The organism is Pseudomonas sp. MYb185 (assembly GCF_002979975.1).
In the GTDB taxonomy this organism is placed as follows: domain Bacteria; phylum Pseudomonadota; class Gammaproteobacteria; order Pseudomonadales; family Pseudomonadaceae; genus Halopseudomonas.
Genome location: NZ_PCQD01000005.1, coordinates 358,338 through 372,986 on the forward strand (window position 1 = coordinate 358,338; position 14,649 = coordinate 372,986).

At 58.0% G+C, this 14,649-nt stretch carries 11 protein-coding genes, 2 tRNA genes and 1 pseudogene; 11 read left to right on the forward strand and 3 right to left on the reverse strand.

Annotation, left to right across the window (positions count from 1 at the left end; genetic code table 11):
* Position 1: 1 nt before the first annotated feature.
* Positions 2–406: pseudogene (locus CQ007_RS19190) on the forward strand (DDE-type integrase/transposase/recombinase); the annotation flags it as partial.
* 149 nt (positions 407–555) lie between these two features.
* Here the strand turns inward: CQ007_RS19190 and CQ007_RS18830 are convergent.
* Positions 556–762, reverse strand: a complete 207-nt coding sequence (locus CQ007_RS18830) for a hypothetical protein (RefSeq protein WP_146114574.1) — start codon at positions 760–762, stop codon at positions 556–558.
* A gap of 381 nt (positions 763–1,143) precedes the next feature.
* On the opposite strand from CQ007_RS18830, the gene mobH reads away from it, so the two are divergent.
* Positions 1,144–2,928 (forward strand): MobH family relaxase, encoded by a 1,785-nt coding sequence (mobH, locus tag CQ007_RS10465; RefSeq protein ID WP_105645767.1) that lies wholly within the window; start codon positions 1,144–1,146, stop codon positions 2,926–2,928.
* Position 2,929: 1 nt separating this feature from the next.
* Positions 2,930–3,904 carry a site-specific integrase gene (locus CQ007_RS10470; protein WP_105645768.1) on the forward strand — a complete coding sequence of 325 codons (975 nt, stop codon included), beginning with the start codon at positions 2,930–2,932 and terminating at the stop codon, positions 3,902–3,904.
* A 194-nt stretch (positions 3,905–4,098) separates the two neighbouring features.
* On the opposite strand, the gene CQ007_RS10475 is transcribed toward CQ007_RS10470, so the two are convergent.
* Both CQ007_RS10475 and CQ007_RS10480 read right to left on the reverse strand, forming a co-directional pair.
* Positions 4,099–4,174, reverse strand: a tRNA-Asn gene (locus CQ007_RS10475).
* Between the two features lie 81 nt (positions 4,175–4,255).
* Positions 4,256–5,461: an amino acid aminotransferase gene (locus tag CQ007_RS10480; RefSeq protein WP_105645769.1), complete on the reverse strand. Its 1,206-nt coding sequence runs from the start codon at positions 5,459–5,461 to the stop codon at positions 4,256–4,258.
* A gap of 168 nt (positions 5,462–5,629) precedes the next feature.
* Between CQ007_RS10480 and uvrB the strand changes: the two genes are divergently transcribed.
* The 8 genes from uvrB to pheT all read left to right on the forward strand — a co-directional run bounded on the left by uvrB (position 5,630) and on the right by pheT (position 14,649).
* The gene (gene uvrB / locus CQ007_RS10485; protein WP_105645770.1) at positions 5,630–7,645 is read left to right on the forward strand and encodes an excinuclease ABC subunit UvrB; all 2,016 of its coding nucleotides are present in this window, start codon (positions 5,630–5,632) and stop codon (positions 7,643–7,645) included.
* 148 nt (positions 7,646–7,793) lie between these two features.
* Positions 7,794–7,870 (forward strand) — tRNA-Val (locus CQ007_RS10490).
* A gap of 133 nt (positions 7,871–8,003) precedes the next feature.
* The gene (gene thrS / locus CQ007_RS10495) at positions 8,004–9,929 is read left to right on the forward strand and encodes a threonine--tRNA ligase (RefSeq protein ID WP_105645771.1); all 1,926 of its coding nucleotides are present in this window, start codon (positions 8,004–8,006) and stop codon (positions 9,927–9,929) included.
* Positions 9,926–10,477, forward strand: coding sequence for a translation initiation factor IF-3 (infC, locus tag CQ007_RS10500; protein ID WP_177424329.1), 552 nt, complete (start codon positions 9,926–9,928; stop codon positions 10,475–10,477). The genes thrS and infC overlap by 4 nt, the downstream gene beginning before the upstream one ends.
* 60 nt (positions 10,478–10,537) lie before the next feature.
* Entirely contained in the window at positions 10,538–10,732 is a 195-nt protein-coding gene (gene rpmI / locus CQ007_RS10505; RefSeq protein WP_105645773.1) for a 50S ribosomal protein L35, read from the forward strand.
* A gap of 21 nt (positions 10,733–10,753) precedes the next feature.
* The gene (rplT, locus tag CQ007_RS10510; protein ID WP_105645774.1) at positions 10,754–11,110 is read left to right on the forward strand and encodes a 50S ribosomal protein L20; all 357 of its coding nucleotides are present in this window, start codon (positions 10,754–10,756) and stop codon (positions 11,108–11,110) included.
* Positions 11,111–11,212: 102 nt separating this feature from the next.
* Entirely contained in the window at positions 11,213–12,229 is a 1,017-nt protein-coding gene (pheS, locus tag CQ007_RS10515) for a phenylalanine--tRNA ligase subunit alpha (protein ID WP_105645775.1), read from the forward strand.
* Positions 12,230–12,267: 38 nt separating this feature from the next.
* Positions 12,268–14,649 carry a phenylalanine--tRNA ligase subunit beta gene (gene pheT, locus CQ007_RS10520; protein ID WP_105645776.1) on the forward strand — a complete coding sequence of 794 codons (2,382 nt, stop codon included), beginning with the start codon at positions 12,268–12,270 and terminating at the stop codon, positions 14,647–14,649.

Here is a 14,649-nt window from a genome sequence, read left to right on the forward strand (position 1 = left end):
CCTTTACTTGTGCATTGTACTGGATCTGTACACCAAGTTGGTGGCTGGCTGGCCGATGCATCATCGCCAAGATCGTCAGATGGTGATGCGTGCAGTGGAGATGGCTATTTGGCAATGTCAATGCGTTGGCAGAGTGATTCTGCACGCGGATAGAGGTAGCCAATTCGCAATGGTGACTATCAAGTTGCGCTGGCACGCAATTGGTTGATTTGTTCAGTGAGTGCAGTCAGCCATCGTGGCGACAACGCGGCCTGCGAAGGATTCTTTGGCATGATCTAGCGTGAGTGATTTAACCGCAAGACGTACCGGACGATGGGCCAGTGTACTCAGCTACATTGGATGGTTCCATAATCCACTTATGCGGCGCAGAATTGCCAAGGTTGAACAGCAGTTTTCCGATCTTTGAGAGGTGTCCGTTTAATCGGGGTAGGCCTGGCAATTCCAGTAATGTTTTTCTGAACACCAGATTCTCCTCTGGTGTTGGCTGACGGGGCTCGCTCGTCAGGGAAGGTTTTATCAGCAGCTCTACCACCCGAAGGTGATAGAGCTGCTGGTTTAGATAAGGGAGGCAAGCGGTCCAAGAGCACGTGGCGAAACAGCCATTTCGCGTTTGCGCCACTGATCAAGGTCTACCTTTTTGACGCGTTCGAGAGCAGGGCGTTCATATTCGCTCCAGTCACGCTCACGTCGCATCAACGGGTTGCTGCAGTGCTTCTTGGCAATGCTAATCAGAGCTTCGATGCTGGTAAGCAGTTGGGACATTGTGGTTCTCCAATTTCGAATAGGCATACGAATGCGGAGAAACACTTTCCCTGCAGGGAAAGGATTCCCCGCATGGGTGGGTACACAGGATGCCGAGCACTGCCCGACGGGACAGGCCCGTCTGGGTTAGTTGAGGAAGCATTCAGCACGGTCGTGCCGTCGACTTTTCAGAATGCGCAGTCGCTCAAAGGGTACGCCCAAGGGCGCTAAAGGCTCCACATTTGCCGAACGTGGACAACGGTTACGCCTTTCGATAATTAAATTCTTGCTGCTTCCTGTCAAGCCCTCATCAAAATGCAGCGAAACCAATAACTTATTTTTCCTATGCCGGGCCGGCAAGTTGGGGTGTAGTCCGCTGGCAGATAGGAGGTTTGGATTCGCATGGCAATAGCAATAATGAGTGTGTTCAAGCGCTTGGTTTCCAGGGAAGAGAAGCAGGCTGATGACCTTGAGAGCAGCGATGGCTGGATGTCTGTGCAAGCAGGTGCACAGTTGTTGGATACACCGTACCGCCAAGGGTTGCTCCAGGTTCTATATGAGCTGTGCTCAATCCCAAGAGACACATTCGATATTTACGTCAAAGCGCCTGTTGAGCGATATGCTGAACTGGTCCAGCTTTTACCCGCATCGGAAACCCATCATCACTCCTACCCAGGTGGGATGCTCGATCACGGCCTTGAAATCATGTGCTACGCGCTGCGCATCAGGCGCAAGCACTTGTTGCCGCCGGGCGCGCGGCCAGAAGACCAGGTGTCGGTAGGCGAGCTATGGAGCATGGGTGTTCTGTATGCGGCCCTATTGCATGACGTGGCCAAGGCGCTTGTCGATGTCGAGATTCAGCTTCAGGACGGGTCACAGTGGCGTCTATGGAATGGTGCTATTCCAAGCGCTTATCGGGTGCGGTACCGCCCCGGCCGAGACTATCGATTGCACGAAGCGGCAGGTGCACTGATGTGCAGGGATATCTTGGGTGGGGCGGTTATGGACTGGCTGTACAGCGATGTCACGCTGTTTGGCTTGGTCATGTATACCATTTCCGGGCACATGGCGCGGGCCGGCATCGTAGGTGAGATTGTCCATCAGGCCGACAAGTCGAGTGTCAGCAAGGCGATGGGAGGAGATTTACGTCGATTGGACGCTGCTCCGAAGCAATCCTTGCAGAGCAAGCTGGTAGGAGGCCTGCGTCATCTGGTGCGGGGTGGTACGTTGCCCTTGAATGGCACCAAGGGCTCCGCAGTGTTTTTGTCGGAAGATGCCGTGTGGTTCGTCACTCCTACCGTACCCCGCCAGCTAAAGACCTACCTGTTGGAGCAGGGCATACCGGGCGTCCCCGCCGACGAGAGCAGACTGTATGACGAGATGTTGGCTCACGGCTTAATCATGCCGAATCCGGAGGGGTTGGCCGTATGGTCTGGCTGCACTGTCCGGGTTGGGGAGTGGAGTACCGCAAAACTGCACCTGCTTAAAGCGGCGCCGTCGCTTATCTGGGGGGCTGAGGATGAAAGGCCGGAAGCTAAGGCGGTAGTGACTGCAATTTCCACGGTTGCCTCTGATCAGAGCGAGGAGACAGCCACTCCAGAGGCGGAGGGTGCTTCTGCGCCGATTACAGTTGAGCCGGGTATACGGCCAGTCGAGGCGGCTGCCGCATGTTTCGATTCCATTGAGGATGAGTTTGAAGATTGCATTCCCTTTTCCGAAAGCCAGGCTTCTGCTAAGGCTGAAACCAATCCTGCTGTTGCGTCCGTCGAGCCAGTGAACCCGAAACCGGCTGCAGGGCCTGCCGTAGAGGGGCAGGCAGACCCTGGCGAGGAGTTCGTCAATTGGGTCAAGGCCGGATTGCAGTCAAAACGACTCGGCGTTAACCATGCCAAGGCATATGTTCATGCGGTGAACGGAACCTGGTTTCTGGTGAGTCCAAATATTTTCAAAAAGTTCTGTGTTGAGCGTTATGGGGTGGATGACGCATGGGAGCAAGTGCAGGGGCGGTTCCAGAAGCGGCGGCTGCATCTTCGTTCAGGGAAAAACAAGCAGAATATTGTGAGCGTGTCCGTCAGAGGGCCTACGGGTAAAACCAGCAAGCTCAAGGGCTTTCTATTGACACAGCCAGAAGCACTGGGACGACCACCGGCAGACAACATATATCTTGAGCTGAATAAGGAGTTTTAAGGTGCATGTTTTCACGTTTGAGGAACTACTGACGGAATTGTTCACTGAGCGCTGGTCTTCGCCGGACACGCAGGCCAGCTATCATGTCAGCGTCCGCGCTTTGCAAAGGCATATACAAACCGATTATCCCAGCGAAGTGACAAAACGGATGGTGTACGCCTGGCGGGCCGAGGTGGTGAGGCAACCGGGACAGTCTGAGGGTATCAGCCCAGTGAGCTGGAACAGCTACATCCGACATTTGAAATCGCTGTACAACTTTGGCTTAAACAGTGGCTATCTACCTGGGAAGACTAACCCATTCGCGAAGGTTGACTTGAAGCCCCCGCAGACCAAAGCGAAGACCTTACCCAAAGGAGCGATACACAAGATACGGACGTTGCTGAGAGAGTATGTGCATGCCGAGGAGTCGGGGCAGAATGGAAAAACGTATATCCACCCGGCCTGGTTCTGGTTGACTGTGGTGGAGATGCTCTATCACACAGGTATTCGACGGCGGCAGCTGGTGCATATCAGGATATGTGACATCGATCTGAAGCAAGAGCAGTTCATCTGTTCAGCTGCAGGGGCAAAAAATCTGGCAGAAAAGACCTTGCCGTTACATCATGACCTGATCCCGCTGCTGGAGCGCTTGATCAGAGAGTCGCTTCGCCGCGGCGCAAAGCGCACGGATCAACTTTTTAACGTAAACAGATTCAGTGTACGGCATAGAAGAGAAACGATGAATGCCGGTCAAATTGGTGCCTTCTTCAAGCGTTTGTCATCCAGGCTGGCCATGAAGCTTTCTCCGCACCGCTGCAGGCACAGCTTTGCGACAGAGCTGATGATAGGGGAGAGAGCGGATATCCACCTGACGCAGCGCTTGATGTGCCATCTGGATATCAGATCCACCATGGTATATGTCGATGTTCCTGTCCCTCGGTTGAAGCGCTACCTGCTTCAGAGGGGCACCGGTCAAGATGAGTTGTTGCAAGGCTGAGAGGGGGAGGGTAAGCAGCCTGGCTGTTTACCCTGGAACACAAGAGCTTGACATTCCATATCCAGAGCTTAAGCTGCTGCCTAGCAACATCGTGTACTCTTGTTTTGAATGGCAAATAGAGACTACCACAGATCGCATGACCTGTGGCATCTGGGTGGCTACCGACAGTAGCGATTCTGTCGATAACTTGAAGGTGGCTCCGCGACCAGGACTCGAACCTGGGACCCAATGATTAACAGTCATTTGCTCTACCGACTGAGCTATCGCGGATCGGATGTGCGCACTTTACCAAAAAAACTTTCCAAGTCAACACCTTGTGTCGGTTTTCGGTGAAAGTGCGCGACCCTCATCTCAGCCCTCGAGCATCACCTTGGCCATGGCGTTGGCGACCAGGTCGATGTTCTTGTGATTCAGCGCGGCCACGCAGATACGACCGCTGCCGACCGCGTAGATGGCAGATTCCTGGGCCAGGCGTTCGACCTGATCGCGGCTCAGGCCGGAGTAGGAGAACATGCCCCGTTGTTGTTCGATGAAGCTGACATCCTGTTGTACACCCGCGGCGCGCAACTTTTCCGCCAGGGCCTGGCGCATCTGCTTGATGCGCACGCGCATCTCGGCAAGTTCCTCTACCCACATGGCATGCAGGTCGGCGCTGTTCAGAACGGCGGCGACCACTTTCGCGCCATGGGTCGGCGGGTTGGAATAGTTGGTGCGGATGACGCGCTTGAGCTGCGACAGCACGCGTTCGCCTTCCTCCGGGGTTTCGGTGACCAGGGTCAGGGCGCCGACCCGCTCGCCATACAGCGAGAAGGACTTGGAGAATGAGCTGGCGATCAGGTAAGGCAGGCCAGCCTCGGAGAACAGGCGTACCGCCAGGGCATCTTCCTCCAGGTTGTCGCCAAAGCCCTGATAGGCGATATCCAGGAAGGGCACATGGCCGCGTTTGCGCACGACCTCGATCACCTGCTTCCACTGATCGGCACTGAGATCGACCCCGGTGGGGTTGTGGCAGCAGGCATGCAGCAGCACCACGCTGCCTTCGGGCAATGCATCGATGCCCTGCAGCATGCCCGGCAGGTTCAGGCCATGGGTTGCCGGGTCATAGTAGGGGTAAGTAACTACTTCATAGCCCGCAGTCTCGAACAGCGAGCGATGATTTTCCCAGCTCGGGTCGCTGATGGCCACCAACCGCTTGCCGGCGAGGCGATACAGGAAATCTGCACCGAGCCTCAGCGCACCGGTACCGCCCAGCGATTGGGCGGTGACCAGGCGACCGGAACTCAGCAGGGGGGAGTCTGCGCCCAGCAACAGTTTCTGTACCGCCAGGTCATAAGGCGCCAGGCCTTCCATGGGCAGGTAGGTGCGCGGTGCGTACTCGGCAACGCGGGCTTCTTCCGCGGCCTGGACTGCACGCAGCAGGGGGACCTTGCCGTTTTCGTCGTAATAGACGCCAACGCCCAGATTGACTTTTTCTGCACGCGGGTCGGCATTGAAGGCTTCGTTCAGGCCAAGAATGGGATCGCGTGGCGCCATTTCAACGGGGGAAAACAGACTCATGATATGGGCAGACTCGAAACAGGTGAATGGAGTTGTCGGGCTGTGCCGCAGGCGGCCGGCTATTATAAACAGAGACGGGGGTGGGGTGCGAGTCCGTGCGTCCTGCATGGTGGCAGTCGGGCAGTGCTATGATAGATGCTGTGATTCCATTCGCGGTGCTTCCCTGTCATGAGTCAATTCAATCTGCAAACCCGTTTCAATCCCGCCGGTGACCAGCCGGTTGCCATAGCGCAGCTGGTGGAGGGCCTGGAAGCCGGACTGTCGCATCAGACGTTGCTCGGGGTGACCGGCTCAGGGAAGACCTTCACCATCGCCAATGTCATCCAGCAGGTTCAGCGCCCGGCGATCATCATGGCGCCGAACAAGACCCTGGCGGCGCAGCTATATGGCGAGTTCCGCGAATTCTTCCCGAACAACGCCGTGGAATACTTCGTTTCCTATTATGACTATTACCAACCGGAAGCCTATGTGCCGGCGTCGGATACCTTCATCGAGAAGGATGCCTCGATCAACGATCATATCGAGCAGATGCGGCTGTCCGCGACCAAGGCGCTGATGGAGAGGCCGGATGCGATCATCGTCGCTACCGTCTCGGCGATCTACGGCCTGGGCGATCCGGAGTCCTACCTGCGCATGGTGTTGCATATCGATCGAGGCGACATTCTTGACCAGCGCACCATGCTGCGCCGGCTGGCAGAGCTGCAGTACACGCGCAATGACATGGAGCTGTCCCGGGCCAATTACCGGGTCCGCGGGGATGTGATCGATGTCTATCCGGCGGAGTCGGATCTGGAGGCGATCCGTATCGAGCTGTTTGACGATACGGTGGAAACCATCAGTTTCTTTGATCCTCTCACTGGTGAGGTTCTGCGCAAGGTTCCGCGTGTAACTATCTATCCCAAATCACATTATGTGACTCCGCGAGAGAAGCTGCTGGAAGCGGTGGAGGAGATCAAGGTCGAGTTGAAGGAGCGCCTGGAAGTGCTCAACAGCCAGAATAAACTGGTCGAGGCCCAGCGCCTTGAGCAGCGCACCCGCTTCGATATGGAAATGATCATGGAGCTGGGCTACTGCAACGGTATCGAGAACTACTCGCGCTATCTGTCCGGTCGACCGCAGGGTGAGGCGCCGCCGACACTGTTTGATTATCTGCCGGCCAATGCGCTGCTGGTGATCGACGAATCGCACGTCTCGGTGCCCCAGGTCGGGGCCATGTACAAGGGCGACCGCTCGCGCAAGGAGACGCTGGTGGAGTATGGCTTCCGGCTGCCTTCGGCGCTGGATAACCGGCCCATGCGCTTCGACGAATGGGAGGCGATCTCACCGCAGACCATCTTCGTCTCGGCAACGCCGGGACCCTATGAGGAAGCCCATGCCGGACGCATCGTCGAACAGGTGGTGCGCCCGACCGGCCTGGTGGATCCGCTGATCGAGGTGCGCCCGGCAACCAGCCAGGTCGATGATCTGCTATCGGAAATCGGTCTGCGTGTTACCCAGGGGGAGCGGGTGTTGGTCACCACCCTGACCAAGCGTATGGCTGAAGACCTGACCGACTACCTTGGAGACCATGGCGTGCGGGTGCGCTATCTGCACTCGGATATCGATACAGTTGAGCGTGTGGAGATCATCCGGGATCTGCGCATGGGCGTTTTCGATGTGCTGGTCGGCATTAACTTGTTGCGGGAAGGTCTTGATATGCCTGAAGTTTCCCTTGTCGCCATCCTGGATGCCGACAAGGAGGGTTTCCTCCGTTCGGAGCGCTCGCTGATCCAGACCATCGGTCGTGCGGCGCGTAACCTGAACGGCAAGGCAATCCTCTATGCTGACCGCATGACCGGCTCGATGGAGCGGGCCATGGGTGAAACCGAACGGCGCCGGAACAAGCAGATCAGTTTCAACCTCGAGCATGGCATCACGCCCAAGGGTGTGATCAAGAGTGTGCAGGATATTCTCGAGGGCGCGGTGGTGCCCGGTAGCCGCTCGAACAAGCGGCGCCAGTCGAAGGCCGCCGAGGAGGCGGCCGGCTACCAGGTACAGAAGCTGCGCTCGCCATCGGAAATCACCAAGCGCATCCGCCAGTTGGAAGAAAAGATGTATCAGCACGCGCGGGACCTGGAGTTCGAGGCGGCGGCGCAGATGCGCGACGAGATCCAGCAGTTGCGGCAGCAATTGGTCAATATCTGAGCGCGTTGCGGAGCCTGTCCAAGGGGGCATTTCCCGGCCGCTGGGCGATGGCGGGCAGTGGGCCCTGGGGTGCCAAGGTTTTTTCAGTTATTCAGTGACTTAGGGGTTGACGGCATCAGGGGTGGTGCGTATAGTTCGCCTCCATCGCAGGCACGTAGCTCAGTTGGTTAGAGCACCACCTTGACATGGTGGGGGTCGTTGGTTCGAATCCAATCGTGCCTACCAAATCAAAGCCCGATCACCCTGTGATCGGGCTTTTTTATTTCTACGCCGAACGGAGCTGCAGCAGCAGTCATCCCGGTCGGCTATTTCCATCATGTGGCCTTACGTAGCGGTCACCACTGAGAAGGAGCGGTTCATGCCCATCGTTACTCTTCCTGACGGCAGTCAGCGCACTTTTGATCATCCTGTAAGCGTGGCCGAGGTGGCACAATCCATCGGTGCCGGTCTGGCCAAGGCCACCGTGGCGGGCAAGATTGACGGGCGCCTGGTCGATGCCTGCGACATCATCGATCAGGATGCCAGCCTGCAGATCATCACGCCGAAAGACGAAGAGGGGCTGGAAATCATCCGCCACTCCTGCGCTCACCTGGTCGGGCACGCGGTCAAGCAACTGTATCCCACCGCGAAGATGGTGATCGGGCCGGTCATCGACGAGGGCTTCTATTACGACATCGCCTACGAGCGCAGCTTCACGCCAGAGGATATGGCGGCCATCGAAAAGCGTATGCGTGAGCTGATTGCCACCGAATACGATGTCATCAAGAAGATGACGCCGCGTGATGAAGTCATTCAGGTGTTCACCGAGCGGGGCGAGGATTACAAGCTGCGCCTGGTCGAGGACATGCCCGATGAAACGGCCATGGGCCTGTACCATCACGAAGAATATGTCGATATGTGCCGTGGCCCGCACGTGCCCAATACCCGTTTCCTCAAGGCCTTCCAGCTGACCCGCATTTCCGGCGCCTACTGGCGTGGTGACGCGAAGAACGAGCAACTGCAGCGCATCTACGGTACCGCCTGGGCGGACAAGAAGCAGCTGGCGGCCTATATCAAGCGGATTGAAGAAGCCGAGAAACGCGATCATCGCAAGATCGGCAAGCGGCTGAACCTGTTCCATACCCAGGAAGAAGCGCCTGGCATGGTGTTCTGGCACCCGAACGGCTGGACTGTTTACCAGGTGCTTGAGCAATACATGCGCAAGCTGCAGCAAACCAATGGCTACAAGGAAATCCGTACACCCCAGGTCGTGGACCGGGTGTTGTGGGAGCGTTCCGGGCATTGGGAACACTATTCGGCGAACATGTTCACCACCGAGTCGGAAAGTCGCGACTACGCAGTCAAGCCGATGAACTGCCCGTGCCATATCCAGGTGTTCAATCAGGGGCTGAAAAGCTACCGTGAGCTGCCATTGCGCCTGGCCGAGTTCGGTTCCTGCCATCGCAACGAGCCATCTGGTTCACTGCATGGGCTGATGAGGGTTCGTGGTTTTACCCAGGACGATGCGCACATCTTCTGTACTGATGAGCAGGTCAAGTCCGAAGCGGCTGACTTCATCGCCCTGACATTGCAGGTCTATCGTGATTTCGGCTTCGACGATGTCGAGCTGAAGCTGTCCACTCGTCCGGAAGATCGGATGGGGGATGATGCCGACTGGGATCAGGCAGAGCAGGGGCTGGAAGCGGCACTGAATGAGGCTGGTCTGAAATGGGAGCTGCAGCCGGGCGAGGGTGCTTTCTACGGTCCGAAGATCGAGTTTTCCCTGCGCGATTGCCTCGGCCGCGTATGGCAGTGCGGCACGCTGCAGCTGGACTTCATGCTGCCGGGCCGTCTGGGTGCCCAGTATGTGGCCGAAGATGGAACCCGCAAGACACCGGTCATGCTGCACCGCGCGATTCTCGGTTCGTTCGAGCGTTTCATCGGTATTCTGATCGAGCATTACGCCGGTGATTTCCCGGCATGGCTGGCACCGACCCAGGTCGCGGTGCTGAATATTACCGACAATCAGGCGGAATTCTGCCAGGAAGTCGAAAAAACGCTCAATGAAATGGGCTATCGCGCTGTTGCGGACTTGAGAAACGAGAAGATCGGCTTTAAAATCCGCGAGCATACTTTGCACAAGACTCCCTACCTGCTGGTAATCGGCGATCGGGAAGTCGAATCGCACACTGTGGCCGTGCGCACGCGGGAGGGTAAAGATCTGGGTACAATGACCATTGCCGAGTTCTCCGAGTTCCTTGCCCGCGCCGTTGCACAACGAGGCCGCCCGAATTCGGAGCAATAAAGATTAAACGCGAGATGAGACAAGACAAAAGAGCCGCACAACGCCCGCCGATCAACGAAAATATCACGGCGCGCGAAGTGCGCCTGATTGGCGCCGAAGGTGAACAAATCGGTATCGTGTCCATTCAGGAAGCACTGGCCGCCGCAGAGGAGGCCAAGCTCGACCTGGTTGAAATCTCCCCCGACGCAGAACCGCCTGTTTGCCGGATCATGGATTACGGCAAGCACATCTTCGAGAAGAAGAAACAGCAGGCTGCTGCGCGGAAGAATCAGAAACAGATCCAGATCAAGGAAATCAAGTTTCGTCCAGGGACGGAAGAAGGGGACTATAAGGTCAAGCTTCGCAACCTTATACGCTTCCTCAGTGAAGGGGATAAGGCCAAGGTATCCTTGCGATTCCGCGGCCGCGAGATGGCCCACCAGGAGCTGGGAATGGAGCTGTTGAAACGGGTCGAAAACGACCTGCTTGAATACGGCACCGTTGAACAGCACCCGAAAATGGAAGGTCGGCAACTGATGATGGTCCTCGCACCCAAGAAGAAAAAGTAATCTCCAGGGCAACGCCAGGCCTTGTGATTATCTTATCCACTCTATTTGGAGTACCTGAACATGGCAAAGATGAAAACCAAAAGCGGTGCCGCCAAGCGCTTTAAAGTGACTGGCAATGGCATCAAGCACAAGCATGCTTTCAAGAGCCACATCCTGACCAAGATGACCACCAAGCGTAAGCGTCAACTGCGCGGGACTTCTCAGCTCAATGCTGCGGATACCCAGAAAGTTGAACGCATGTTGCGCCTCCGTTAATCAAGGTTGAGGAATTAAAGAATGGCTCGTGTTAAGCGTGGTGTAATGGCGCGTAAGCGTCACAAGAAAATTCTGAAACTCGCCAAAGGTTACTACGGTGCGCGTTCGCGTGTATTCCGGGTTGCCAAGCAGGCGGTCATCAAGGCAGGTCAGTACGCCTATCGTGACCGCAAGCAGCGCAAGCGTCAGTTCCGTGCTCTGTGGATCGCCCGTATCAACGCCGGTGCTCGTCAGAATGGCATGTCCTACAGCCGTCTGATCGCTGGTCTGAAAAAGTCGTCCATTGAAATCGACCGTAAGGTTCTGGCCGATCTGGCCGTGAACGAAAAAGCGGCGTTTACTGCGATTGTCGAAAAAGCAAAGGCTAGCCTGGCTTAAGCCCTCGTTACGACAATCACCGGCGTTCGCGCCGGTTGGCAACGTCATTAATAGGGGAAGAGCCTCATCGCTCTTCCCCTATTTTTGTTTCTGGAGTGTTAAATGGAAAACCTAGACGCGCTGGTCTCCCAGGCCCTGGAAGCTGTGCAGCAAGCGGCCGATGTCAATGCGCTGGAGCAGCTTCGCGTCCAGTATCTTGGCAAGAAAGGCGAACTTACCCAGGTGATGAAGACCCTGGGCAACATGCCTGCCGAAGAACGCCCCAAGGTCGGGGCCATGGTCAATGAAGCCAAGGAGCAGGTACAGACCGCGCTCAATGCGCGCAAGAGCGCGATGGAAGCGGCGGCGCTGAATGCCAAGCTGGCTGCCGAGCGGGTGGACGTCACCCTGCCTGGTCGTGGCCAGGTGAGCGGCGGCCTGCACCCGGTCACCCGTACCATGGAACGGATCGAAGAATTCTTTTCCCGCATCGGCTACGCCGTGGCGGAAGGCCCTGAAGTCGAGGATGACTATCACAACTTCGAGGCGCTCAATATTCCCGGCCATCACCCGGCGCGGGCGATGCACGACACCTTCTATTTCAATGCCCACACGCTGCTGCGCACCCACACCTCGCCGGTGCAGGTGCGGACCATGGAAAGCCAGGAGCCGCCGATCCGGATCGTCTGTCCCGGTCGCGTGTACCGCTGCGATTCGGACCTGACCCATTCGCCGATGTTCCACCAGGTCGAAGGCCTGCTGGTTGATCGCGAGGTCAGCTTTGCCGACCTGCGGGGCACCATTGCCGAGTTCCTGCAGGTGTTCTTCGAGAAGGATCTGAAGGTGCGTTTCCGTCCGTCATTCTTCCCCTTCACCGAGCCGTCCGCCGAGGTCGATATCCAGTGCGTGATGTGCAGTGGCTGTGGTTGCCGGGTCTGCAAACAGACCGGCTGGCTGGAGGTCATGGGCTGCGGCATGGTGCACCCTAACGTATTCCGCAGTTCGGGCATCGACCCGGAGAAATACCAGGGCTTTGCCTTCGGCATGGGCGTGGAGCGCCTGGCCATGTTGCGCTACGGCGTCAATGACCTGCGCCTGTTCTTCGACAATGACCTGCGCTTCCTCGCGCAATTTCGCTGAACGCCGCAACCGCAACCCTTTGATAGCAGGAAGAGAACATGAAATTCAGTGAACAGTGGCTGCGCAGCTGGGTGAATCCCGAGGTTTCCCGTGATGACCTGGTGGCGCGCCTGTCCATGACCGGGCTCGAGGTGGATAGCGTAACCCCCGCTGCCGGTGAGTTCAGCGGCGTGGTGGTTGGGGAGATCGTCAGTGCCGAGCAGCACCCCGACGCCGACAAGTTGCGCGTGTGCCGTGTCAGCAACGGTAGCGAGGAGTTCCAGGTGGTCTGCGGGGCGCCCAACGCCCGGCCGGGTATCAAGGTGCCGTTCGCCATGGTGGGTGCCGTGCTCGGTGAGGACTTCAAGATCAAGAAGGCCAAGCTGCGCGGTGTCGAGTCCTTCGGCATGCTGTGCTCGGCCTCCGAGCTCGAGCTGTCGGACGATCACGATGGTCTGTTCGAGCTGCCCGCCGATGCGCCCACCGGGCAGAGCCTGCGCGAGTACCTGGGACTGGACGATGCCATCATCGAAGTCGACCTGACGCCCAACCGCGGCGACTGCCTGTCCATCGCTGGTCTGGCCCGTGAAGTCGGTGCCAACTACGCGGCGCCGGTCAGCCGTCCGGTGATCGAGCCGGTTGCTGCCAGCCATGATGAGACTCGCCCCGTCGAGCTGCTGGCTCCGGCAGCCTGCGCTCGTTACCTCGGTCGGGTGATCCGCAATGTCGATCTGTCCCGCTCCACGCCGCTGTGGATGGTCGAGCGCCTGCGCCGCAGCGACGTGCGCAGCATCGATCCGGTGGTGGATATCACCAACTACGTGATGCTCGAACTGGGTCAGCCCCTGCATGCCTTCGACCTGGCGCAGGTTCGCGGCGGCATTCGTGTGCGCATGGCCGAAGAGGGCGAGAAGCTGGTGCTGCTCGATGGCCAGGAAATCACCCTGCGCAGTGACACCCTGGTGATCGCCGACCACGAGCGTCCGCTGGCCATGGCCGGCATCATGGGTGGCGAGCACAGCGGCATCAGTGAAGGAACCACCGACCTGTTCCTGGAAAGCGCGTTCTTCGACCATATCGCCATTGCCGGCAAGGCGCGCAACTACGGTCTGCACACCGACGCATCGCATCGCTATGAGCGCGGTGTCGACTGGCAATTGCAGCGCGAAGCCATGGAGCGGTTGACCGCGCTGATCCTGGAGATCGTTGGTGGTGAGCCCGGTCCGGTCATCGAAGCCGTTGAGCAGCAGCACCTGCCGCAGCCGGTGACTATCACCCTGCGTAACGAGCGCGTGACCCAGATGCTGGGCCTGGAGATCGCCCCGGCGGACGTTGAGACCTATCTGCGTGGCTTGCAGCTGGAAGTGACAGCCAGCGGCGAAGGTGAGTGGCAGGTGTCGGTACCCAGCCACCGCTTCGATATCACCCTGGAAATCGACCTGATCGAAGAGCTGGCCCGGCTGTATGGCTACAACCGCTTGCCGGTCAGTGCGCCCAAGGCGTCCCTGAGTCTCACGGCGAAGCCGGAAACCCGGGGCGAGTTGCCGATCCTGCGTCGTCTGCTGGTCGCCCGCGGCTACCAGGAAGCCATCACCTACAGCTTCGTCGAGCCGGGGTTGAACAAGCTGTTCGACCCGCAAGCGGAGCCGTTGGCACTGGCCAACCCCATTTCCAGCGACATGGCGGTCATGCGTACCTCCCTGTGGCCGGGGCTGAGCAAGGCGGTACAGCACAACCAGAACCGCCAGCAGGCACGCGTACGCCTGTTCGAGAGCGGTCTGCGCTTCGTGCCGCAAGCCGGTGGCGAACTGCTGCAGGAACCGATGCTGTCGGGTATCGCCTGCGGTACCCGTCTGCCCGAGGGTTGGGCGAACGGCAGCGACAAGCTGGACTTCCATGACGTCAAGGGCGATGTCGAGGCGGTATTGGGGCAGGGCGGAGCACTGGAAGCCTTCCGTTTCGAGCCTGCCGAGCATCCGGCACTGCACCCGGGGCAGGCTGCGCGCATCGTCCGTGATGGCGAGCAGGTAGGTTGGCTCGGCGCACTGCATCCGCAACTGGTCGACCAACTGGACCTGCATGGCCCGGTATTCGTCTTCGAGCTGCGTCTGGATGGCATTATCGAAGGGCGTCTGCCGCAATTCTCTGAACTCTCCCGCTTCCCGGAAGTCAGACGGGATATCGCAGTGCTGGTGAGCAAGACGGTAGTGGCCGGCGATCTGCTTACGGATATCCGTGAACAGGCTGGAGCGTTCCTCAAGAACCTCAGGTTGTTTGACGTATATGAAGGAAAAGGTATTGATCCTGAAAGCAAAAGCCTGGCAATTGGCTTGACCTTGCAACATTCATCGCGCACTCTTACTGATGATGAAGTGAATGCAGTGATGGACAAGGTGCTCGGCTCATTGGAGCAAAGGTTCAACGCCACGTTAAGGAAATAG

Bases quoted from the DNA above. Each gene is read 5' to 3' on its own strand.
- CQ007_RS18830 (WP_146114574.1), bottom strand. From the start codon at position 762: ATGTCCCAACTGCTTACCAGCATCGAAGCTCTGATTAGCATTGCCAAG.
- mobH (WP_105645767.1), top strand. From the start codon at position 1,144: ATGGCAATAGCAATAATGAGTGTGTTCAAGCGCTTGGTTTCCAGGGAA.
- CQ007_RS10480 (WP_105645769.1), bottom strand. From the start codon at position 5,461: ATGAGTCTGTTTTCCCCCGTTGAAATGGCGCCACGCGATCCCATTCTT.
- uvrB (WP_105645770.1), top strand. From the start codon at position 5,630: ATGAGTCAATTCAATCTGCAAACCCGTTTCAATCCCGCCGGTGACCAG.
- thrS (WP_105645771.1), top strand. From the start codon at position 8,004: ATGCCCATCGTTACTCTTCCTGACGGCAGTCAGCGCACTTTTGATCAT.
- rpmI (WP_105645773.1), top strand. From the start codon at position 10,538: ATGGCAAAGATGAAAACCAAAAGCGGTGCCGCCAAGCGCTTTAAAGTG.
- rplT (WP_105645774.1), top strand. From the start codon at position 10,754: ATGGCTCGTGTTAAGCGTGGTGTAATGGCGCGTAAGCGTCACAAGAAA.
- pheS (WP_105645775.1), top strand. From the start codon at position 11,213: ATGGAAAACCTAGACGCGCTGGTCTCCCAGGCCCTGGAAGCTGTGCAG.
- pheT (WP_105645776.1), top strand. From the start codon at position 12,268: ATGAAATTCAGTGAACAGTGGCTGCGCAGCTGGGTGAATCCCGAGGTT.